The following is a 21362-nucleotide window of genomic DNA, read 5'->3' on the forward strand; positions in this document are numbered from 1 at the left end:
CCGTCCTGGCGCCCCGCCCCGGGGATCGTCCTACGCGTCGCCGGTCGCGTCCTGGGCCGTGAGGTGCCCGGCGCCGAACGCCTGCGGCAGCATCGCGTCCAGGGTGCGGACGCCCTCGGGGGTCCGCAGGAGCAGCTCCGGGCCGCCGGCCTCGTAGAGGAGCTGGCGGCAGCGCCCGCAGGGGACGAGGGAGGCGCCGGCGCCGTCCACGCAGACGAAGTGCGTCAGGCGGCCGCCGCCGGTGGCGTGCAGCTGCGAGACGAGGCCGCACTCGGCGCAGAGGCCGATGCCGTAGCTGGCGTTCTCGACGTTGCACCCGGTGACGATCCGGCCGTCGTCGGTGCGGGCGGCGGCGCCGACCGGGTAACCCGAGTAGGGGGCGTACGCCCGGGACATGGCGTCCCGGGCGGCCTCGTGCAGGGGTTCCCAGCCGCCGGGCGGCTCGGTGGGGGTGGGGCCGGGGGCCGTCATCCGGCCTGGCCCTTCCGGTAGGGCTTGTTGTTGTACTTCGGCATCCGTAGTTTCTGCGCCGCCAGTGCCATCACCAGCAGGGTGACGACGTACGGGGTGGCGCCGACCATCTCGTTGGGCACGGTGTCCGTCATGAAGTACCAGACCAGCACGAGGACGGCGAAGCCGGCCGACACCGCGCCCGTCAGGTAGCTCTTGCGGTAGATCTTCCATACCGCCAGCAGGACCAGCACCACCGCGATCAGCAGCAGCAGCGCGTGGACGGTGGTGCCGCCGTTGCGGAGCTGGAGCGCGTCGGAGTAGCCGAAGAGCCCGGCGCCCGCGGCGAGGCCGCCGGGACGCCAGTTGCCGAAGATCATCGCGGCGAGGCCGATGTAGCCGCGGCCGCCGGTCTGGCCCTCGTTGTAGATGTGCGAGCGGACCATGGCGAGGAAGACGCCGCCGAGTCCGGCGAGCGCGCCGGAGGTGGCGACGGCCGCGTACTTGTACAGGTAGACGTTGACGCCGAGGGACTCGGCGGCCAGCGGGTTCTCGCCGCAGGAGCGCAGCCGGAGGCCGAACGGCGTGCGCCACAGCACGAAGTACGAACCGACGACCAGCAGCACGGTCAGCGCGGTCAGCGCGGAGACGTTGGTGACCAGGCCGCCGAGGATGCCGGCGAGGTCGGAGACGAGGAACCAGTGGTGGCTCTCCAGCGACTTCAGTCCGTCGGAGAGGCCGGGCACGGTGAACGACGGCAGGTCGTCCACGGCCGGGGACTGCTTGGGGCTGGCGCCGAGGTGGGCCAGCGGCTCGAACCAGCGCTTGGCCAGGTAGGAGGTGGCGCCGAGGGCCAGGATGTTGATGGCGACACCGGAGATGATGTGGTCGACGCCGAAGGAGACGGTGGCGACGGCGTGCACCAGGCCGCCGAGGGCGCCCGCGAGGACGCCGACGAGGACGCCGGTCCACGGGCCCCACTGGTAGCCCGCCCAGGCACCGAAGAAGGTGCCGAGGATCATCATGCCTTCGAGGCCGATGTTGACGACGCCCGCGCGCTCGGCCCACAGGCCGCCGAGTCCGGCGAGGCCGATCGGCACGGCGAGGGAGAGGGCGGCGGCGATCTGGCTGGAGCCGGTGATGTTGTCGGCGCCGGTGATGACGCGTACGGCGCACAGGGCGAGCAGCGCCCCGGAGATGATCAGCAGGACGCGCGGCAGGCTCAACCGCCGCGAGCGGGTGGGCGCGGGCGGGGTGGCCTTCTCAGCGGTGACCGTGGCGCTCATGCCGGCACCTCCTTCTTCTCGGGGCTGTCCGGGGTGTTCGGTCCGGCGTCCGTGGGCCCGCCGTCGTCGGGGCCGTCGCCGCCGTCACCGGGGCCGTCGCCGGGGCGCTCGCCGCCGGGGCCGGAGCCGGGGCCCGAGGGGCCCTGCCCGGCGGCGAGTTCGGCGCCGACCATGCGCTGCTGGGACTTGAGGGAGTAGCGGCGGACCAGCTCGTAGGCGATGACGACGCAGAGGACGATGACGCCCTGCATGACGCCGACGATCTCCTTGTCGTAGCCGTGGAACTCCAGGCGGTTGCCGCCGCGTTCGAGGAAGCCCCAGAGCAGGGCGGCGAAGGCGATGCCGACCGGGTTGTTCCGGCCGAGCAGGGCGATGGCGATGCCGGTGAAGCCGATGCCGGTGGGGAAGTTGCTGGTGAACTGGTGGCTGTCGTTGAGCAGCAGCGGCAGGCCGGTGAGACCGGCGACGGCGCCGGAGAGCGCCATGCTGGTGATCACCATGCGCTTGACGCCGACACCGCTGGCCTTGGCGGCCTCCTCGGAGCGGCCGACCGCGCGCAGGTCGAAGCCGAAGCGGGTGCGGCCCAGCAGGAACCAGAAGCCGAGTCCGGCGAGGACCGCGACGAGGATGAAGCCCCAGATCTCGCCGTCGGCGCCCATGTCGAAGGAGAAGAACTGCGCCGACTCGGGCAGCGGTTGGGTGGAGACGCTGTTGGTGTCCTTGTGCAGCACGGCGAGCCGGTCCTCGACCAGCAGGTAGCCGATGAAGCTGGTGGCCAGCGAGTTGAGCATGATCGTGGAGATCACCTCGCTGACGCCCCGGTAGACCTTGAGCAGCGCGGCGATCGACGCCCACATGGCGCCGACCAGCATCGCCACCAGGATGATCAGCGGGATGTGCACCAGGACGGGCAGTTCCAGCGCGCCGCCGACGGCGGCGGCGAAGAACGCGGCCAGACGGTACTGGCCGTCCACGCCGATGTTGAAGAGGTTCATCCGGAAGCCGATGGCGACGGCGAGTCCGGCGAGGTAGTACGTGGTGGCCTTGTTGAGGATGAAGACCTGGCTGTCGGACTTGGTGCCGTAGTCGAACATCACCCAGAAGGCGGTGACCGGGTCCTTGCCGGTCGCCACCAGCACCATCGAGGTGATGACGAAGGCGGCGGCCAGCGCGAGGGCGGGCGCGAGCAGCGTGAGCAGCACGCGCTCCACGGAGAAGCGCTTCATCGGGTGTCACCGTCCTCGCGGGGGTGGTCGTCGTTCTTCGAGCCGGGGGCGTCGCCCGCCGGCTCGCGGGAGCCGGCCTCGGGCGCGCGGGCGCCGGGGCCGGCCGGCGGCCCGTCCGGGTCCTCCAGATGGCCGGAGGCGGCGCCGGTCATGGCGGAGCCCAGCTCCTCGGGGGTGATGGCGGCCGGGTCGGCGTCGGCGACCAGGCGGCCCCGGTACATGACCCGCAGCGAGTCGGAGAGGCCGATCAGTTCGTCCAGGTCGGCGGAGATCAGCAGCACCGCCAGGCCCTCGCGGCGGGCCTCGCGGATCTGGTCCCAGATCTGCGCCTGCGCGCCGACGTCGACGCCTCGCGTCGGGTGGGCGGCGATGAGCAGCTTGGGGTGGTGGCTCATCTCGCGGCCGACGATCAGCTTCTGCTGGTTGCCGCCGGAGAGCGAGGAGGCGGGCACCTCGATGCCGGGGGTGCGCACGTCGTACTCGGCGACGATCCGCTCGGTGTCGCGGCGGGCCGCGCCCGGGTCGAGGAAGCCGCCCTTGGAGTTGGGGGCCTCGGTGACGTGGCCGAGGATGCGGTTCTCCCAGAGCGGGGCGTCCAGGAGCAGGGCGTGCCGGTGGCGGTCCTCGGGGATGTATCCGATGCCGCCCTCGCGGCGCCGGCGGGTCGGGGTGCGGGAGATGTCCTCACCGTCCAGGCGCAGGGCGCCCGTGGCCTCGCGCATGCCCATGACGGCCTCGACCAGCTCGGCCTGGCCGTTGCCCTCGACACCGGCGATGCCCATGACCTCACCGGCGTGGATGGTGAAGGTGACGTCGTCGCAGACGGGCCGGCCGGTCTCGGGGTCGAGGACGGTGAGTCCTTCGACGGCCAACATCGCCTTGTCGGTGACGGTCGACTCGCGGGTCTCCGGCGTGGGCAGCGCGGAGCCGACCATCAGCTCGGCGAGGTGCCGGGCGGTGGTCTCGGCGGGGTCCACCGAGGCGACCGTGGTGCCGCGCCGGATCACCGTGATGGCGTCGGCGACGGAGAGCACCTCGCCGAGCTTGTGGGAGATGAAGAGGACCGTGAGGCCCTCGGCCTTCAGCTCGCGCAGGTTGTCGAAGAGGGCGTCGACCTCCTGCGGCACCAGGACGGCGGTGGGCTCGTCCAGGATCAGGGTGCGCGCGCCCCGGTAGAGGACCTTGAGGATCTCCACCCGCTGCCGGTCGGCGACGCCCAGGTCCTCCACGAGGACGTCGGGCCGCACTCCCAGGCCGTACGCGTCGGAGATCTCCACGACCTTCCGCCGCGCCTTGGCGCCGATGCCGTGCAGCTTCTCGGCGCCGAGGACGATGTTCTCCAGCACGGTGAAGTTGTCGGCCAGCATGAAGTGCTGGTGGACCATGCCGACGCCGCGCGCGATGGCGTCGGCGGGCGAGTGCAGGTCGGCCCGGGTGCCGTCGAGCGTGATGGTGCCCTCGTCGGGACGCTGCATCCCGTAGAGGATCTTCATCAGGGTCGACTTGCCCGCGCCGTTCTCGCCGACGAGGGCGTGCACCGTGCCGCGGCGGACGGTGATGTCGATGTCGTGGTTGGCGACGACTCCGGGGAACCGCTTGGTGATTCCGCGGAGCTCGACGGCGATGTCGGCACCGGCGGAGCCGGAGCCGGTGTCGCCGGTGGGAGGCTCGCCCTGGGGGGCGCTGGCGGCTTTGATGACGCGCTCCTGGCTGGCTGGAGGGTGGTGGCTGGGTGCGGCCCGCGGACTCGCCCTCGCTGCGGGCGGGCCCGCGCGACGCGGGCGGTACGGCTGACGGGCCGTACGAGGACTCCGCGCACCGGGGGTCGGTGCGCTCCCCGGCGGCGTACGAGGGTGTGCGTGCGCGGGGACTCGGGCGGCCGGGTCCGGCCGTTCACGGAACGGACCCGGGGATGCCGTGGGGCGTGCCCCGGGTCCGGGCCGCTGCGGGCCGGTTGGGGGCCGGCCCCTGGGTCCGGCCGCCGAGGGTGTGACCGTGCCCGGGATCCGGTGGAGGTGCCCGGGTGAGTGGTCCGGCTGCCGCGCCCGGTCTCTGGGAGTGGGGGGCTTTACGGGGATTCACTTGGGGGGTGGACGTCGCGCCGCCCATCCGGCCGGAGCCGGTGGGGCGGGCGGCGCGACGGCCGCCGCGGGGCGTGGCCCGCGGGCGGCAATCGGTCCGCCGGGGGTGTCCGTCAGCTGTCCGACGGATGTGCCGGACACCCCCTGGGCGCGGCCCTCGCGGGCTCAGCCCTTGTAGGTGTCGGTGACCTTGATGGAGCCGTCCGAGATCTTCTTCTGGGCCTCTTCGATCTTCGGCTTGATGTCGTCGATGAAGCCGCCGGAGTAGGCGAGGCTCACGCCGCCCTGCTCCAGGGTGAAGGACTGGACACCGGTGAGCTTCTTGCCGTCCTCGATGGACTTCACGAAGTCGTAGACCGCGATGTCGACGTTCTTGACCGCCGAGGTCAGGATCGAGTCCTTGTACGGGGCGAGGGGCTCGGAGTTGTACTGGTCGCCGTCGACGCCGATCGACCAGGTGCCCTTCTTCTTCGCGGTGGCCTCGATCGCGCCCGAGCCGGAGGCACCGGCGGCGGAGTAGATCACGTCGATGTCGCGGGCGAGCATGCCCTCGGCGATCTCCTTGCCGCGGTCGGGCTGGCCGAACCCGGCGGTGTCGTTGCCCTCCTTGACCCACTGGACGTCCAGCTTGGCCTTGGGGTTGGTGTCCTTGACGCCCTGCTGGAAGCCGCCCGCGAACTTCTTGATGAGGACGGAGTCGGTGCCGCCGATGAAGCCGACCCGGTCGGTCTTCGACTTGAGGGCGGCGGCGACGCCGGCCAGGTAGGAGGCCTCGTGCTCGTTGAAGACCAGGCTGGTCACGTTGGGCAGGTCGACCACGGAGTCGACGATGGCGAAGTCGACGTCCTTGTACTTCTTGGCCGCCTTGGTCACCGAGGGCGCGTAGGCGAAGCCGACGGCGACGACCGGGTTGTAGCCCGCGTCGGCGAGGTCGGCGAGGTGCTGGTAGCGGTCGGCCTCGGTCTCACCGGTCTTCGCGGTGATCTCCTTGCCGCCGAGCTTCAGCTCCTTCTTCGCCTTGTCGTAGCCCTTGGCTGCGGAGTCGTTGAACGAGTGGTCGCCACGGCCGCCCTCGTCGTAGGCGAGGCCGATGCCGTTGTTCTCGCCCGAGGACGCCTCGGTGGAGGACTCGCCACACGCGGTGGCGGTGAACGCGAGAGACGCGGTTGCTATGCCCGCGGTGAGAATCCTGGTTACCCGGCGCACGAGGGTTTCCTTCCACTGACCCGAGAGCGCCGGCTCCCGGCGCTGGTTTCGCCGCATCGTAACGCGCGTAGATGTCAGGGAAAGCCCCCTTCCGCAGCCGTTATCGATTCGACGCGAACCGGCCACGTCGCGGAAGGGGACGGCGGGTTGACGGAGGGCGTCGGGTCGGTGGCGGGGGGTGGTGGTGCGGGGTTTCCGGGGGGTTACGCGGAGCGGGGCCGGGGCGCTTCGGGGGCGGAATCGCGCCGGGGCGTACGCGGGGATCGCATACGAACGGGGGGTCCCCCCGGCAGCACGGCGGGGCCGTGCCCGGGGGGCCTCCCCCCTGGCGCGGCCCCGCCTCGCTCCGCCCGGATCACCGGTTGACCGACTGGATCTCCTCGACCGTGATCGCCTGGTCGGCGCCGAACGTGCCGTCGGGCAGGTCGCCGCCCGCGCCCCCGCTGCCGGTCCAGGCGATCTCCCAGGTGACGGTGGCCTGGAGCGGGAACGTCTTGCCACCTGAGGACCGGAGGTACCGCAGGCCGCAGTCAGGCGTCTTGCCGGACTTCCCCTAACGCGGAGGAGTCGCCCGCGTCGACCCGCCCCTTGTCCCCCACGGGGCGGGTGGAGGCGATGGCGTGTACGCGGGTGATCGCGGCGCGGGTGGGGCAGCCCGGCCGTCGCGCTACAGCACGTCGCCCGGGATGCCCGCGTACGCCTCCCGCAGGGCGTCGACCACCGGGTGCGCGTCGGGCAGCCGGGTTCCGTCGACGGCGCTGACCGCGCGGACGCCGACGGCGGCGTTGGTGGCGAAGGCGGCGCGCATCCCGGGCACCTCGGCCAGCCGGATCGGGGCCGTTTCGTGGTCGTGGGCCGCCCGGAGCAGTTCCCGGGTGACGCCGGGCAGGCACGCGGCCTCGGGCCAGACGACGCGATCGCCGTCGTGGAAGCCGATGTTCCAGGTGACGCCCTCCGAGATCAGGCCGTCCGCCGCGACGAACAGGGCGTCGTCGTAGCCGTCGAGCTGCGCCTGCCGCCGGTGGTAGAGGTTGGCGAAGAGGCCGATGCTCTTGACGTGGGGGATGTCGCGTACGTAGCGGGCGGAGCGGACGCGCAGCGGCGGCAGCTCCTCGCCGCCAGCGGGCCGGGAGGTCACCAGGACGTGCGGGTCGGCGGCCGAGGCGGGGCGGCCAAGGTCCAGCCCCGGGTCGAAGACGGTGACGCGGACCGTGACCGGGTCGCCGGAGGCGGGTACCGCCCGCCTCGCCAGGGCCCGTACGCGCTCCAGGTCCAGCTCGGTGCCGAAGAGGGCCCGGCAGTCCCGGGCCAGCCGGTCCAGGTGCAGGGCCAGTCCGCGGACGCGGCCGCCGTCGACGCGCATCGTGGTGAAGTGGCCGTAGTTGGTGAGCGCGAGGGCCGTCATCCGGTCCCGGTCGGCCGGTACGCCGTTGAGTTCCGCCATGGGGACAGGATGCCGGGGAGCGGCCGGTGTCCGGTCTCCCTTCACCCCTTCGGCGCGCGGTGCCCCGTCCGCCGGAGCGCGGTCACGCGCGCTTGCCCCGCATCACCCGCCACAGCCACTTCTGCGCCAGCAGCGTCAGCGTGCCCGCGACCGCGATGGCGAAGAGGTTGAGGAGGAGTTGTTCGGTGGAGGCGCGGGTCTGGGCGTAGTTGCCGTAGGAGAGGGCGACGGCGGCGTTGGCGGCGGCCGGGATGGTGGTGACCGAGATGGCGACGCCGACCAGGGCGCCGGATTTGGCGGAGGTGAGGGAGAGGGTCCCGGCGACACCCGCGAGGACGCCGACGATCAGGGAGAACGCGTCGGGCGACACGATGAATTGGGTGGTCGGACGCTGGTCGGTGAGCTGGCTCGCGTCGAAGAGCCCGGCCGCGTCCATGGCGAGGCTGAACAGCACCGTCGCCCCTATGGCCGCGGCGAAACCGGTGACCAGGCCGATCAGGCAGCGCGCGGCGAGCCGGGGGCGCCGCTCCACCAGGGCCACCGAGACGCCCGCGAGGGGGCCGAAGTCCGGCCCGATGGCCATGGCGCCGACGATCAGCACGGCGTTGTCGAGGACCACGCCGCAGGCGGCGAGCATCGTGGCGAGGGTCATGAAGCCCAGGTAGGTGACGGAGAGCGTCGACTCCTCGTGGGTGGTCTCGGCGAGCTGGTCCCACAGAACGGCGTCCGCGCTGTCCCCCGGCGCCTCCTTCTCGGCCCGGTCGGCGCCCTGCGAGACCGTCAGGTCGATGTTCTCGACCGTGATCGACCCGTCGGTGTCGACGCCCAGCTCGCGCAGGGCGTGCACCGCGTCGTCGCCCGACTCGCGGGCCACGTCGCAGAGGACCACGTCGCCCTCCGGTTCGCGGGCGGCCCCGGGGAGGACGATCAGGTTGTACGTGCCGGGGACGCCGCGCAGCGTGGTGACGGCCTCCTCGGTGCGGTCGCCCGGGGTGATGATCCGCAAGTGCAGCATGACGGAAGGTTAGGCCCGGACGGCGGGAGCGGGCGGGGCGTCAGGGGACGCCGCGTGTCCGGGCGGGGCCGCTACCCGGCGTCCCGCACGGCCGGGGCGGCCAGCCGGAAGCCGACGCCGATCGCCGTGAGGTCCCGCTCGTAGGCGCCGTGGCGGCGGGCGCAGCGGGCCAGGTCGATGTCGTGGCGGAAGGCGCCGCCCCGGGTGATGTGCGGGTCGAAGGCCCACTCCTCGGTGGCGGGGACCTCGGTGGGGGCACCGGGGTAGGGGGCGTACAGGGTGGAGGTCCACTCGTCGGCGTTGCCCGCGAGGTCCAGCACACCGAAGGGGCCGGCGCCCTCGGGGAACGACCCGGCCGGGGTGGTGGTGCCGAGGCCGAGGTCGGCCAGGTTGGCGAGGCCGGTGCGGTAGGTGTCGCCCCAGGGGAACTCGCGGTCGTCGTCGCCCCGGGCCGCCCGCTCCCACTCGTCCTCGGTGGGCAGCCAGATCTCCCCCGGGCTGCCGAGCCGTTCACCGAGCCATCGGCAGTAGGCGGTGGCCGCCTCCCAGGTGACGCCGGTGGCCGGGTGGTCCGGCGGGGCCTGGGGCAGCGGGCGCCCGGTGGCCCGGGCGAACGGCGCCCACCGGGCCACGGTGACCTGCGTCCGCGCGAGCCGGAACCCGGGCACGTGGACGCGGCTGCGCGGGGCCTCCTTGCGGTACCACTCCACCGGGACGCCGGTACGCGCGTACCGCTCGGCCACCTCCGGGATCGCCTCGGCGGGCGTGCCGCGCAGCAGCCACCCCGCCGGGATCTCCACCCAGTCGACCGGCTCCACGTCCGCCGCGCCCCTGTCCGCTTCCCTGTCGTCCACGTCTCCCCCTGTGCGCCGTTCCGGCCGTCCACCGCCTCGATCATGACCGGCGCCTGTGGCCTGGGGCATCGGCCAACGGGGCTGCTCAGCAGGGACTTCGGGAGTAGGCCGGGCGCCCGGTCCGCTCGGGCCCCGGGTTCGGCGCCCGGTCCGGGGGCACACGCGGACAAAGGGAGCGGCACGAGGAAGCGCGGGTAAGGATTCCCGGCACCCCGCTCGCCCCGCCCCTCCCCCCTGTACCTCCGCGCCGCCGCGCGCCCGTTCGCGTGCGGCCCGTGCGCCGGGAGACTTCCGAGGAGACGTCATGAATGGGCTCGATGGTTTGAACACCCTGGCTCAGCAGGGGACGGAGAACGTTCCGCCGTGGCTGACCGTACTGGTCATGGCCGGGTGCCTGGTGATGGTGGTCGTCCTGCTGCGGCGCCGCGAGGAGTGAGGCCGCAGCGGCGCCGCGGCGCGGTACGCGCCCGAGGGGGACGTACCGCGCCGCGGCGCCGGTGTCGTGCGGGAGGAGGGCGGTCCGCCCCGCGGGTCAGCCGACCTGCTGCGCCTTGGTCGGCTGCTCCGGTTCGCCCGTGGGCGCCGCCACCGGTTCGGGGGCCGTGACCGCTTCGGCGGCGGGGGCCTCGCCGGGCTTCGGCGCCGGGTCACGGCGCGAGATCCAGACGCCCAGGAGGCACAGGGCGCCCCCGGCCAGGGCCAGCAGAGCGGGCAGCTCGCCCAGCACCGGCCAGGCGATCACCATGGTGAGGGCGGGGACCACGTAGGTGGTGGCGCCGAGCCGCCCCGCACCGGCGGACCGGAGGGTTCAGGAGTGGCGGGGTCCCGCGGGGCGCTGCCGCCCCGCTCCTCAGCCCCGCTCCCCCGCGTCCAGCAGGGCCGCAGCCGTGAACATCTCCACGCCGACACGGATCGCTTCCTCGTCCACGTCGAAGTCGCCGCGGTGGAGGTCGCGGGAGACGGGGTCGCCGGGGCGGCGGACGCCGAGGCGGGCCATGGCGCCGGGGACGTGTTCGAGGTACCAGGAGAAGTCCTCGCCGCCGAGGCTCTGCTCGGTGCCCTCGACGGAGGCGGCGCCGCGGCGGGCGGCCATGGCGGTGTGGAGGAGGTCGGCGGCGGCGGGGTCGTTGACTACCGGCGGGACGCCGCGGATGTAGGTGATCTCGGACTTGGCGCCGTACAGGGCGGCGATCTCGTCGATGGCGGCGTGGATCAGGTCCGGGGCCAGCCGCCAGGCGTCGAGGTCGAGGCAGCGGACCGTGCCGGAGAGCTCGGCGTGCTGCGGGATGACGTTGCAGGCGTGGCCGGAGTCGATGCGGCCCCAGGTGACGGCGAGGCCGGAGCGGGCGTCGACGCGGCGGGCGACCAGCGCGGGCACGTCGGTGACGACCTTGGCGGCGGCGGTGACCAGGTCGGTGGTGAGGTGCGGGCGGGCGGTGTGGCCGCCGGGGCCGTCCAGGGCGATCTCCAGCCGGTCGCAGGCGGAGGTGATGGGGCCGACGCGCAGGCCGATCCGGCCCGCGTCGACCTTGGGGTCGCAGTGGACGGCGAGGACGCGGCCGACGCCGTCCAGGACGCCGTTCTCGATGGCGTCGGCGGCGCCGCCGGGCAGCACCTCCTCGGCGGGCTGGAAGAGCAGCCGCACCGGGCGGGGCAGCTTGCCCTCGCGGTCCAGGGCGGCCAGGACGAGGCCGGCGCCGAGGACGGTGGTGGTGTGCACGTCGTGGCCGCAGGCGTGGGCGCGGTCCGGGACGGTCGAGCGGTAGGGCGCATCGGCCTTGGTGTCCGGGATGGGGAGCGCGTCGATGTCGGCGCGCAGGGCCAGCATGCCGCGCTCGTCGCCCTCGGCGCGGGTGCCGATGTCGCAGACGAGGCCGGTGCCGGAGTCGAGGACGCGGGGGGTGAGGCCGGCCTGTTCCAGCCGGGTCTTGATGGCCAGCGTCGTCCGGAATTCCTGGTTGCCGAGCTCCGGGTGCATGTGCAGGTCACGCCGGAAGGCGATGAGCTCGGCACAGAGCCGGTCGGGGAGCGCGCCGGCGAGCTCGATGGCGGCCGGTACGTCGGCGGCCTGGTCGCGGGCGGTCTCGGCAGGGGCAGGGGCACCGGGTTCGCGGGACATCAGTTGGTTCACCTTGGCAAGGTTAGGCCGCCGCGGGAGCCAACTCACCATCGATCAACAAAACTTCAGCCGGAAAGACGTAAGAAAAACCGGCCTCGGATGCTTACCGTGCGGACACGGAGGGTATGAAAGCTTCTTTTGTCCTGCGTTCACCTGCGGTGATGGCGTTCTGTTCAAGCCATGGGGAGCGTTGTCGGGCCGGGCCGGATCGCATGGGCATCCGTCTCACCTGGTGGGCACCGTGCGGCGGAGCGGCCCGGACACCCGGGCCGTCGCGGGCGTCTCACGGGTTCAAGGGTACGGAGGTGAGGCGGTGCGCCGCCCGGGCGCTGCTGGTGACCCCGGAGAGGAACCCCTGGGCGCGCGGTGAGGCGTGCCCGGTCAGCCAGGCCGGGTCGATGTCCAGGACGGCGATCCGCACCCCGGTCCCGGCCAGCGCCAGGGGCAGGGTGTGCACCACGGTCGAGGGGAAGCTGAGCAGGGTGCGGCCGGTCGGGCCGCGCCGCGCTATCAGCTCCAGCGGCAGGTCGGGGCGGACCACCTCCAGGCCGGTTCCGTCAGTGAGGTGGCGCAGCTTGGCGGCGCTCTCCCGGCGGTGGGCGAAGTAGCGGGTGACGCCGTGGGCCCGGACCAGGGCGCGCACGGCCTCGCGGTAGCGGGCCTCGTCGACGACGCCGGTCTCCACCAGCGAGGTCCCCACCAGGTCGGCGCCGCCGGTGAGGCGGGGCGGGCCGAAGCGGGAGCGGGTCCAGGCGAGCGTGTTGCGGGTGAGGGTGAGCCCCTCGGGCGCCGCGTCCACCGGCATCGCCGAGAACACCTCGATTCTCGGGTGCCGCCCGCCCGGGGTGAGGCGGCGCCGGGCGGCGGCGGAGACCGGGGCGAGCAGCAGTTCCCGCGGGCCCCGGCGGCCGCCGCGCCGGTGCCAGCGGACGAGGCGTTCGCCGCGGGCCAGCTGGGCGAGGAACTCCACGGTCGCGGTGCCGTCGTCCACCACGACCAGGTCGCGGGCGCGGCTGAGGGCGAGCAGCAGCTGGACGTAGCGGGAGAAGGGGTCACCGATGACGACCCGCCCCGCCGCCCGCAGGCGTGGCGCCAGGCCCCGCACGGTGGCCAGCGGCGCGGTCGCCCCGCCCCTGGCCTCCTCCCAGCGCACCTCGATCCCCTCGCCCCGGGCCAGCTCTGCCATGCGACGGAGCTGGCCCCGGGACATCGGGTCGAGCGGTGAGAGGACGACCAGGGTGAGGCGGTCCGGGGCCTGGCCTGAGGCGTGGGCCCACTCCAGGACGTTGAGGAGCTGGACGGGGCTCTCCACGAAGGCCAGCGTCTCGCCCTCTCCCCGGCCCCGGCGGGCGGGCCGGCCGTAGGCGGGGCCCGGCCCGGGCGGCTCGGTCCCCGGCTGCCCGGGGCGGGGCTCAGACTGCGGCGGGCTCACGGCCGGCCTCGGCCTGGGTCTCGGCGATGACGCCGGGGACGCGGCGGAGCTTCTTCATCGGGCCGAGCTCGGACTCGTAGACCTGCTTGACGCCGTCGCCGAGGGACTCCTCGATGGTGCGGATGTCGCGGACCAGGCGGGCCAGGCCCTGCGGCTCGACGGAGGCGGCCTGGTCGGAGCCCCACATGGCGCGGTCCAGGGTGATGTGGCGCTCGACGAAGGCGGCGCCGAGGGCGACGGCGGCCAGCGTGGTCTGCAGGCCCGTCTCGTGGCCGGAGTAGCCGATCGGGACGTTGGGGTACTCGGCCTGGAGGGTGTGGATGACCCGCAGGTTCAGCTCCTCGGCCTTGGCCGGGTAGGTGGAGGTGGCGTGGCAGAGCAGGATGTTGTCGCTGCCGAGGACCTCGACCGCGTGCCGGATCTGGCGCGGGGTGGACATGCCGGTGGAGAGGATGACCGTGCGGCCGGTGGCGCGCAGGGCGCGGAGCAGCTCGTCGTCGGTGAGGGAGGCCGAGGCCACCTTGTGGGCGGGGACGTCGAACTTCTCCAGGAAGGCGACGGCCTCGGTGTCCCACGGGGAGGCGAACCAGTCGATGCCGCGCTTCTTGCAGTAGGCGTCGATGGCGCGGTACTCGTCCTCGCCGAACTCCACGCGGTGGCGGTAGTCGATGTAGGTCATGCGGCCCCAGGGGGTGTCGCGTTCGACGTCCCACTGGTCGCGCGGGGTGCAGATCTCCGGGGTGCGCTTCTGGAACTTCACCGCGTCGCAGCCGGCGTCGGCGGCGGCGTCGATCAGGGCGAGCGCGTTCTCCAGGTCGCCGTTGTGGTTGATGCCGATCTCGCCGGTGACGTAGACGGGCTGGCCGGGACCGGCGGCGCGGGTGCCGAGGGTGCGCAGGCGGGGGTTGGTGCTCTGGATGCTCATGGGTCGTTCCTCACGTGGTGGGTCTGTGTACGGGAAGGGGTTCGGTCGGGGTGAGCCGGGTCAGGGCCGGGGGTCGGCGGTGCCGGGGTTCGGGAGGTGCGGGCTCCTGAGGTCGGGGCCCAGCAGCCAGGAGGCGATCTCACGGACGGCGCCGCGGCCGCCGGGGGCGGTGGTCACCGCGCGGGCGGCGCGGCGTACCGGCTCGTGGGCACTGGCGACGGCCACCGGCCAGCCGGCCAGGGCGAAGCAGGGCAGGTCGTTGGCGTCGTTGCCGGCGTAGAGGACGCGGGCGGGGTCGACGCCCTGCTCGTCGCACCACTGCTTGAGCGCCTCGTCCTTGCGGTCGACGCCGTGCAGGACGGGGATGCGCAGCTTGCGGGCGCGGGCGGTGACCACCGGGTTCTGCTCGGTGGAGAGGATGAGCAGTGGGATCCCGGCGTCGCGCAGGGCGGCGATGCCGAGGCCGTCGCCGCGGTGGACGCTGACGCGTTCGCGGCCCTCGGCGTCGATCTGCACGGTGTCGTCGGTCTGGGTGCCGTCGAAGTCGAGGACGACCGCGTCGACGTCGCCGGGGCCGGGCCGTCGGCCGCCGGGGGCGTCGTGCCGGTCGAGGAGCGGCGCCAGCGCGCGGGCCCGGGCGAGGTCGTGCGGGTCGTCGATCTCCAGGACGCGGGCGGGGTCGGTGCGGACCAGCGCGGTGCGGCCGAAGAAGCGGTGGCGTACGGCGCGGAAGCCTTCGCCGCGCACGGCGTAGGCGGCGCCGGTCTCCAGCAGGTCCTCGGGGCGGTCCTGGCGGCGGGGCCGGTGGGCGGCGTCGTGGTTGACGCCGTGGCCGCTGCTCGGGGTGGCGCCGGTGGCGAGGTCCCGCCAGAGGAAGCCGTGGAAGGGGGCGGCGGTGACGGCGGTGTCGGCACCCTCCAGGACCGCCGCGGCGACGCCGTCGACGTCGTCGGCGGTGAGGAAGGGGCTGGTGCACTGCACGAGGAGGACCACGTCGGCGAGGCGGCCGTGGCGGGCCTCGTCGGTGTCCAGGGCGTGCAGGACCGCGGCCTCGCTGGTGGCGGTGTCGCCGGAGAGCGGCGCGGGCCGCTCCACGGTGGCGGCACCGGCGGCGCGGGCGGCCTCGGCGATGGCCGCATCGTCGGTGGAGACCAGCACCTCGCTGACGAGCCGGGCGGTGCGGCAGGCGTGGACGGCGCGGGCGACCAGCGGCACGCCGCCGACCTCGGCGAGGTTCTTGCCGGGGACGCCCTTGGAGCCGCCCCGGGCGGGGATGACGGCGAGGACGCGGGGAGCGGGGTCGCGCATGGGGTCTCCGTGGGGTGTCGGGCGTACACCGGTGCCGGTCACAGCCGGCCCAGGCGGCGGACGAGAGGGGCGACGTTCTGCACGCCGTGCCGGTAGGCGGAGCGGGCGGCGCCGCGCACGGCGCCGTTGACGGCGGTGCGGACGGTGCCGCGCAGCCCCTCGGCGGGCGGCGGGTCGAGGGCGCCGGGCAGCGGGGAGCCGTCGGGCGCGAGGTGGTGGCGGGCGAGCAGCCCGGGCAGGTAGCCGGGGGCGGTGCGCCGCGTGTAGTACGGCGTGATCGGCGGGAGCTCCTCGCCCTCGGACCGCGTCAGCAGGGCCGCGGTGCGGGCGCGGGCCGTGTCGAAGGCGGTGGCGTAGGCCGTACCGGGGGCGACGCCGTTGCGGTCCTGCCAGACCGGGTCGGCGGCGGGGGCGTGGCCTTCGTCGAGCCGGTCGAAGGAGGTGAGGCAGCCGGAGCCGATGAAGTGGTGGTTGCCGAGCGCCTCGCGCACCCCGAGGTCGGTGAGGACGGCGGTGGGGATGGACCGGTGCAGGGACTCCAGGGCGGCCGTGGAGCTGACGGTGACCAGTAGGTCGGTGCGGTCCAGGACCTCGCCCATGTTGCCGTGGACGAGGCGGAAGTTCTCCGGCAGCGGCGCCCGGTCGCGGGCGAGCCGCTGGTAGGGGATCTCCTCCAGGTGCGTGGTGTGCTCGCCGGGCTTGGAGCGCAGCTTCAGCAGCACCTCGCGCTCCGGGTGGGCGCGGGCGTGGCCGATGAGCCGGTCCAGCAGGTGGGCGCGGTCGGCGCGGCCGGCGGGCACCGAGGGCTGGGCGGCGAAGACCACGGTGTACGGGCGGTCCGCCGGCTCGGCCGGGCGGTGCGGGGCGCCGCCGAGGAAGGGCAGCGCGGCCTCGGTGACCGCCGTGCTGTCGGCGCCGACGCCCTCGTAGACGGCGCGGAAGCGGTCGGCGTCGACGGCGGAGTTGGCGAGGACCAGGTCGGCGCCGTGGCGCAACAGGAGGCCGTCGGCCAGCTTCTCGTAGACGACGCCGACGTAGCCGGTGACGACGACCGGGCGCACGCCGTGGTCCTGGCCGAGGCGGGCGAGGCCGTGCAGGGCGGCCTGGACGGCGCCGCCGACCAGGGCGAGGACGACCAGGTCGTAGGGGGCGCCGGCCGGGTCGGCCCCGGGTGCCGGGGTGGCGTGGCGGCGCCGGAGTTCGGCGAGGAAGCCCGCGAGGGAGACCTCGGCGAGGGCGTCGGGGCTCAGGCCGACCTCGGCGAGCTGGCGCGGGGTCGGGGTGGCGCGGCCGCGCAGCAGGTAGCCGTCGGTGGCGGCGCCCTCGGGGGCGAGCCGACCGGCGGTGAGGGCACCCCATTTCCAGCGGGTGTCGGAATCCGCGAGGACGGCGATGCGCGGGGTTCGGTGGTTGCTTGCTGGCACGTCGCCGACGCTAGGAAGGGTCGGCGCCAAAGGGCCCAACGGGATGGCAACAAAGGGTTAACAGCGCACCGACGAAAGGAATTGGGCGGCTCGGCGGGGAAATTCGGAGGGCGGGTTAACAAGCCGGCCGCCCGACGTTCACCCGGTGTACCCGTGGGTGTCGCGGACCGGGTCGGAGGTGCCCTCTAGCGTCGTTTCCGTGGTCAAGCTCTCCGTCATCGTGCCGTTCTACAACGTGCGGCAATTCGCGCCCGACACCCTGCGCAGCCTGAAGGCGAACGCGCGGGACGATGTCGAATTCCTCCTGGTCGACGACTGCTCGTCGGACGGCACCCGGGACCTGCTGGAACGGGCCGCCGAGGAGGTGCCCGGTGCCGTCCTGCTCCCGCACCAGGCCAACGGCGGCCTCGCGACCGCCCGCAACACGGGTCTGGACGCGGCCCGCGGCACCTACCTGACCTTCCTCGACGGCGACGACTGGTACGCCCCCGGCTACTGCGGCCAACTCCTCGCCGCGGCCGAGCGGTTGGGCACGGACTTCGTCCGCGTCGACCACGTCCAGGCCACCGGGAAGGTCCGCCGGATCCACCGGATGCCGCACGGGCGCCGGGAGGTGCCGCTGCGCCCGGTCGACGCGATACTGCCCGCCGACCGCTCGACCTCGGTCGACTACCCGTACGCCTGGGCGGGGATCTACCACCGGCGGCTGCTCGACTCCGGGGTGCTGCGGTTCCGGGACGGGCTGCGGACCGCCGAGGACCGCCCGTGGATCTGGCGGCTGCACCGGGAGGCGGAGTCCTTCGCGGTGACCGGCCTTCTCGGTGTCTTCTACCGGCGCGGTGTCTCCTCCTCGCTCACACAGATCGGTGATGTGCGGCAACTCGATTTCCTGCGCGCGTTCGACCAGGTGGTCGAGGAGACCGCGGGCCATGAACGGGCGGCGGAACTCCTGCCGAAAGCCATTCGTACGTATTGCGCCGTGATGGCGCACCACCTGGAATCCATCGAAAGGTTCGAACCCGCCGTGGCCCGGACTCTGCGCGCCGAGAGCGCGGCGGCCCTGCGGCGGCTGCCGCAGGACATCCTCCGCTCCACCCTGTACGCCCTCGGCCCCGAGCGCGCCGCCCGCCTGCGCCGCGTCCGGCGCGGCCAGGCCCTCGCCCGTCCCGCCACGGCGGCGCCCGCCGTCCCCGCCACCCGCGTGCGCGAGGAGGCGGCCCGATGAAGACGCCGAACGCCTCCCCCACGCCGCCCGGCGCCGCCGTCCGCCCCGGCTCCACCCAGCTCTTCCTCGCCGCCACCCAGTACGCGGCGGCGACCGTGGTGGCCGCGATCCGCGCCGGGCAGTTCGGGCCGCGCGCCGAGCACCGGCGGATCCTGGTGGTCAGCGACACCTCGGCCGTCCCGGAGCTCGGCACCCCGCTCGACGCGATGCCCGGGTTCGCGGCGCTCGGCGGCGAGTTCGACGCCGTGCACTCCTGGAACGACTTCCTCCGCCCCTTCCACCCGGCCGGCTGGTCCCCGCGCGAGCAGGACTGCCCGCTGTGGGAGCGCGCGGTGCGCGCGGCGTGGGAGCTGGGCGACGGCCCGCTGGAGCTGGCCTGCGAGTCGCTCCAGGCCAACCCGTCCCAGGCGGTGGTCCGGATCTTCTCCGAGGCCCCCGTCCACCTCTACGCCGACGGCCTGATGAGCTACGGCCCGACCCGCTCCAAGCTCGACCCGCTCATCGGCACCCGGGTGGCCCGCCTCCTCCATCTCGACCTCGTCCCGGGCCTGCGCCCGCTGCTGCTGCGCGAGTTCGGCGTCGAGCCCGAGGTGGTGCCCACCGAGGAGTTCGTGAAGGTCCTCGGCGAACTGGCCGAGGAGCCGTCCTCGGTACGCGCCGCCGAGGCGGCCGGGGAGGCGGGCGACGCCTCCCCCGCGCTCCTGCTCGGCCAGTACCTCTCGGCGATCGAGGTGCTCACCCCGGACGAGGAGGAACGGCTCCACCTGCGGCTGCTGCGCGGGGCCGCCGCCCTCGGTCACCGGAGCGTCGTCTTCAAGCCGCACCCCTCGGCCCCCGCCGGGTGGACCCGCGCGCTGGAGGAGGAGGCCGGCCGGCTCGGCGTGCGCTTCGGCGTGCTGGACGAGCCGGTCCTCGCCGAGGTGGTCTTCCAGCGGCTGCGGCCCGCGCTGGTCGCCGGGTGCTTCTCCACGGCGCTGCTGACCGCCGCCGTCTGCTACGGCCTGCCCGTCGCCCGCACCGGCACCGGCCTGCTCCTGGAGCGCCTCACCCCCTACCAGAACAGCAACCGGGTGCCCGTCACCCTGGTCGACGCGCTGCTCCCCTCGCTGGACGACGCGGGGGCCGTCGCCGCCTGGACGCCGCCGGGGCCGGACGGGGCGGGGCTGCCCGAGGGGCTGGCCGACCTGGTCACCACCGTCGGGTTCGCGATGCAGCCGGCCCTCAACCCCCAGCTGCGCCCGGTTGCCGAACGTCACCTGGCGGTGCTGCGGCGGGGCCCGGCGCTGACCCGCTACTTCAAGCGCCGCCGCCTCACCGCGCTGGCGCTGCCCGGCGGCGTCCCGGACCGGCTCGCCTTCGTGCCGCGCAACCGGGCCGTGCGCGGGCTGGCCCGGCGGGCGCGGCGGCTGGCGAAGGCCGTGGGGTGAGGGACGCGCCGGCGCTCAGACGCCGCTGAGGGAGAGCTTCACGGCGAAGCCGAGGAAGAGCGCCCCGGCCGCCGTCGTCGCCCCCGCCGACAGGCTCCGGCGGCGGCGGAAGGCGGCGGCCAGCCGGTGCCCCGCGAAGATCAGCGTGGACAGGTAGGCGAAGCTGGCCAGTTGCAGCAGGGCTCCGAGGATCAGGAAGGAGAGCGCGGGATAGGCGTAGGCCGGGTCCACGAACTGCACGAAGAACGACAGCAGGAAGAGGATGGCCTTCGGGTTGAGGAGGCTCGCCACCAGCGCCCTGCGGTACGGGCGTTCGCGGGCCGCCTCCGCCGGGGCCGCCTCCGGCTCCGGGCCCGTCTCCTCGCGCCGGTCGCGCCAGAGCCGCCAGGCGCTGCGGAGCATCCCGACCGCCATCCAGGTCAGGTAGGCGGCGCCGGCGTACTTCACGAGGGTGAAGAGCAGCGGGGTGGTGCGCAGCAGCGAGGCGGCGCCGGCCGCCGCCAGGGTCATCAGGATCGCGTCACCGGTGAAGACCCCGGCCGCGGCCGCGTACCCGGTCCTCGGTCCGCGCCGGGCGGCGACGGAGAGGACGTAGAGCGAATTCGGGCCGGGGAGCAGCACGATGACGGCGAGCCCGGCGAGGTAGGTCGGTAGATCGGTGACACCCAGCATGAGCGGAGTTTCGCACGGCCGTACGGGTGGGCACCTCCCGGTTCCACGAAGTGGAACGGGCGCCTCCGGGATGGGTTCGGGACACCCCGCGCGCGGAAGGTTCCACCGGCGTCCCGGCGGGGCATGGAGGGGCCAGGAGCGGGCACGTCCGCGCGCCCACGGGCCGCGCGGCGCGTCTCCGCCGCCGTGACGCGAGGGGGAGGGTGCACTCCATGCCCACAGGGCGCGCAGGACGAGGAAGACCGGTGGCCGGAGCGGTGGTCGCGGCGCTGGCGCTGCTGGCCGTCGCCGGCTGCCGGGTCGACGCGGCGGCCGGACCGGGCCTGACCCCGGCACCACCGCCCCCGCCCGCCGCACCCGCCACCGAGGACGCCCGCCCACCCACGCCCTCCCCGCCACCGCCACCACCGAAGTCGTCCCCCGCACCCACCACTCCACCGGCGAAGCCCGCGCCGCCGCCCGCCCCTGCCGCGACGGAGCCCGCCGCCCCGGCGGTCCTCATGCGGCCGGGCCAGGCCAGCGAGCAGGTCCGCGAACTCCAGGCGCGGCTGGCCTCGCTGGGGCTCTTCGGCCGCTCCCCGACCGGCTTCTACGGCGACGTCACCAGCGAGGCGGTCTCCGCCTTCCAGCGCCGGGGCGCGCTGCCGGTGACCGGCGCCACCGACGCCGTCACCTGGGACCGGCTCCGCGCGGGCACCGCCCGGCCCACCCAGGACGAGCTCCACCCGCCGACCACGCTGCCGCTGACCGAGCCCGACAAGCGCTGCCTGACCGGCCGGGTGCTCTGCGTCAGCAAGAAGAGCCGCTCGCTGGCGTGGATGGTCGACGGCAAGGTGCGCGCGGCGATGGACGTGCGGTTCGGCTCGCAGTACACCCCCACCCGCGACGGCGCGTTCAAGGTCTACTGGAAGTCCCGCGACCACCACTCCACGCTCTACGACACCCCGATGCCGTACGCCCTCTTCTTCAGCGGCGGCCAGGCCGTCCACTACTCGGCGGACTTCGCCGCCCAGGGGTACGCGGGCGCCTCGCACGGCTGCGTCAACGTCCGGGACAGGAAGAAGGTCGCCGCCCTCTTCGACCAGGTGCGCGAGGGGGACCGCGTCATCGTCTACTGAGGCCCGGCGACCGGGAAGCCGCCCCCGTCAGGGCGGCGGAGAGTGAAGAGGCGCGGGCGGGACCGGGGGGACCTGGCCCCCCCCCCCCGCCCGCACCCCGCCCAGAGGGTAGGGGGGGCCCCCCAGGCTCGGTAAACACACAGAAGCCGC

General features: G+C 74.2%; 19 protein-coding genes and 1 pseudogene. 4 read left to right on the forward strand and 16 right to left on the reverse strand.

Annotation, left to right across the window (positions count from 1 at the left end):
• Window positions 1–30: 30 nt before the first annotated feature.
• The 9 genes and pseudogenes from ACFWMZ_RS00970 to ACFWMZ_RS01010 all read right to left on the reverse strand — a co-directional run bounded on the left by ACFWMZ_RS00970 (window position 31) and on the right by ACFWMZ_RS01010 (window position 9562).
• Entirely contained in the window at window positions 31–471 is a 441-nt protein-coding gene (locus tag ACFWMZ_RS00970) for a cytidine deaminase (protein ID WP_383179377.1), read from the reverse strand.
• Window positions 468–1736, reverse strand: a complete 1269-nt coding sequence (locus ACFWMZ_RS00975; protein ID WP_383179374.1) for an ABC transporter permease — start codon at window positions 1734–1736, stop codon at window positions 468–470. Before ACFWMZ_RS00975 ends, ACFWMZ_RS00970 begins: the two co-directional genes overlap by 4 nt.
• Window positions 1733–2962 carry an ABC transporter permease gene (locus ACFWMZ_RS00980; RefSeq protein WP_383179371.1) on the reverse strand — a complete coding sequence of 410 codons (1230 nt, stop codon included), beginning with the start codon at window positions 2960–2962 and terminating at the stop codon, window positions 1733–1735. Before ACFWMZ_RS00980 ends, ACFWMZ_RS00975 begins: the two co-directional genes overlap by 4 nt.
• Complete coding sequence (locus ACFWMZ_RS00985) at window positions 2959–4587, reverse strand: ABC transporter ATP-binding protein (protein ID WP_383199048.1); 1629 nt, start codon at window positions 4585–4587, stop codon at window positions 2959–2961. The genes ACFWMZ_RS00980 and ACFWMZ_RS00985 overlap by 4 nt, the downstream gene beginning before the upstream one ends.
• Window positions 4588–5208: 621 nt before the next feature.
• Window positions 5209–6249 (reverse strand): BMP family protein, encoded by a 1041-nt coding sequence (locus ACFWMZ_RS00990; RefSeq protein WP_383179368.1) that lies wholly within the window; start codon window positions 6247–6249, stop codon window positions 5209–5211.
• Between the two features lie 355 nt (window positions 6250–6604).
• Window positions 6605–6784 (reverse strand): annotated as a pseudogene (locus ACFWMZ_RS00995) (hypothetical protein); the annotation flags it as partial.
• Window positions 6785–6916: 132 nt separating this feature from the next.
• The gene (locus ACFWMZ_RS01000) at window positions 6917–7693 is read right to left on the reverse strand and encodes an aminotransferase class IV family protein (protein WP_383179365.1); all 777 of its coding nucleotides are present in this window, start codon (window positions 7691–7693) and stop codon (window positions 6917–6919) included.
• A gap of 82 nt (window positions 7694–7775) precedes the next feature.
• Window positions 7776–8708, reverse strand: a complete 933-nt coding sequence (locus tag ACFWMZ_RS01005; RefSeq protein WP_383179362.1) for a DUF389 domain-containing protein — start codon at window positions 8706–8708, stop codon at window positions 7776–7778.
• A gap of 71 nt (window positions 8709–8779) precedes the next feature.
• Window positions 8780–9562: a formylglycine-generating enzyme family protein gene (locus ACFWMZ_RS01010; RefSeq protein ID WP_383198990.1), complete on the reverse strand. Its 783-nt coding sequence runs from the start codon at window positions 9560–9562 to the stop codon at window positions 8780–8782.
• A gap of 304 nt (window positions 9563–9866) precedes the next feature.
• Between ACFWMZ_RS01010 and ACFWMZ_RS01015 the strand changes: the two genes are divergently transcribed.
• Window positions 9867–9998: a hypothetical protein gene (locus tag ACFWMZ_RS01015; RefSeq protein ID WP_383179357.1), complete on the forward strand. Its 132-nt coding sequence runs from the start codon at window positions 9867–9869 to the stop codon at window positions 9996–9998.
• A gap of 96 nt (window positions 9999–10094) precedes the next feature.
• Here ACFWMZ_RS01015 and ACFWMZ_RS01020 read toward each other — a convergent pair whose 3' ends face one another.
• The 6 genes from ACFWMZ_RS01020 to ACFWMZ_RS01045 all read right to left on the reverse strand — a co-directional run bounded on the left by ACFWMZ_RS01020 (window position 10095) and on the right by ACFWMZ_RS01045 (window position 16770).
• Complete coding sequence (locus ACFWMZ_RS01020) at window positions 10095–10325, reverse strand: hypothetical protein (protein ID WP_383179151.1); 231 nt, start codon at window positions 10323–10325, stop codon at window positions 10095–10097.
• 87 nt (window positions 10326–10412) lie between these two features.
• Window positions 10413–11681 carry an amidohydrolase gene (locus tag ACFWMZ_RS01025; protein WP_383199050.1) on the reverse strand — a complete coding sequence of 423 codons (1269 nt, stop codon included), beginning with the start codon at window positions 11679–11681 and terminating at the stop codon, window positions 10413–10415.
• A gap of 283 nt (window positions 11682–11964) precedes the next feature.
• The gene (locus ACFWMZ_RS01030) at window positions 11965–13113 is read right to left on the reverse strand and encodes a hypothetical protein (RefSeq protein ID WP_383179149.1); all 1149 of its coding nucleotides are present in this window, start codon (window positions 13111–13113) and stop codon (window positions 11965–11967) included.
• On the reverse strand, window positions 13094–14038 hold the full coding sequence (locus ACFWMZ_RS01035) for an N-acetylneuraminate synthase family protein (RefSeq protein WP_383179146.1): 945 nt from the start codon (window positions 14036–14038) through the stop codon (window positions 13094–13096). Before ACFWMZ_RS01035 ends, ACFWMZ_RS01030 begins: the two co-directional genes overlap by 20 nt.
• Window positions 14039–14098: 60 nt before the next feature.
• The gene (locus tag ACFWMZ_RS01040) at window positions 14099–15346 is read right to left on the reverse strand and encodes a cytidylyltransferase domain-containing protein (RefSeq protein WP_383179143.1); all 1248 of its coding nucleotides are present in this window, start codon (window positions 15344–15346) and stop codon (window positions 14099–14101) included.
• Between the two features lie 38 nt (window positions 15347–15384).
• On the reverse strand, window positions 15385–16770 hold the full coding sequence (locus tag ACFWMZ_RS01045; RefSeq protein ID WP_383198992.1) for a DUF6716 putative glycosyltransferase: 1386 nt from the start codon (window positions 16768–16770) through the stop codon (window positions 15385–15387).
• A gap of 199 nt (window positions 16771–16969) precedes the next feature.
• Here ACFWMZ_RS01045 and ACFWMZ_RS01050 point away from each other — a divergent pair, with 199 nt between their 5' ends.
• The gene (locus ACFWMZ_RS01050) at window positions 16970–17995 is read left to right on the forward strand and encodes a glycosyltransferase family 2 protein (RefSeq protein ID WP_383179136.1); all 1026 of its coding nucleotides are present in this window, start codon (window positions 16970–16972) and stop codon (window positions 17993–17995) included.
• Window positions 17992–19422: a polysialyltransferase family glycosyltransferase gene (locus ACFWMZ_RS01055; protein WP_383179133.1), complete on the forward strand. Its 1431-nt coding sequence runs from the start codon at window positions 17992–17994 to the stop codon at window positions 19420–19422. Before ACFWMZ_RS01050 ends, ACFWMZ_RS01055 begins: the two co-directional genes overlap by 4 nt.
• Window positions 19423–19437: 15 nt before the next feature.
• Here the strand turns inward: ACFWMZ_RS01055 and leuE are convergent, their stop codons facing one another.
• On the reverse strand, window positions 19438–20094 hold the full coding sequence (gene leuE / locus ACFWMZ_RS01060; RefSeq protein ID WP_383179130.1) for a leucine efflux protein LeuE: 657 nt from the start codon (window positions 20092–20094) through the stop codon (window positions 19438–19440).
• Between the two features lie 212 nt (window positions 20095–20306).
• Between leuE and ACFWMZ_RS01065 the strand changes: the two genes are divergently transcribed.
• Window positions 20307–21212 (forward strand): L,D-transpeptidase family protein, encoded by a 906-nt coding sequence (locus ACFWMZ_RS01065; protein WP_383198994.1) that lies wholly within the window; start codon window positions 20307–20309, stop codon window positions 21210–21212.
• The last annotated feature ends 150 nt before the right edge of the window (window positions 21213–21362 follow it).

The organism is Streptomyces sp. NPDC058373 (assembly GCF_042723275.1).
Classification (GTDB): domain Bacteria; phylum Actinomycetota; class Actinomycetes; order Streptomycetales; family Streptomycetaceae; genus Streptomyces.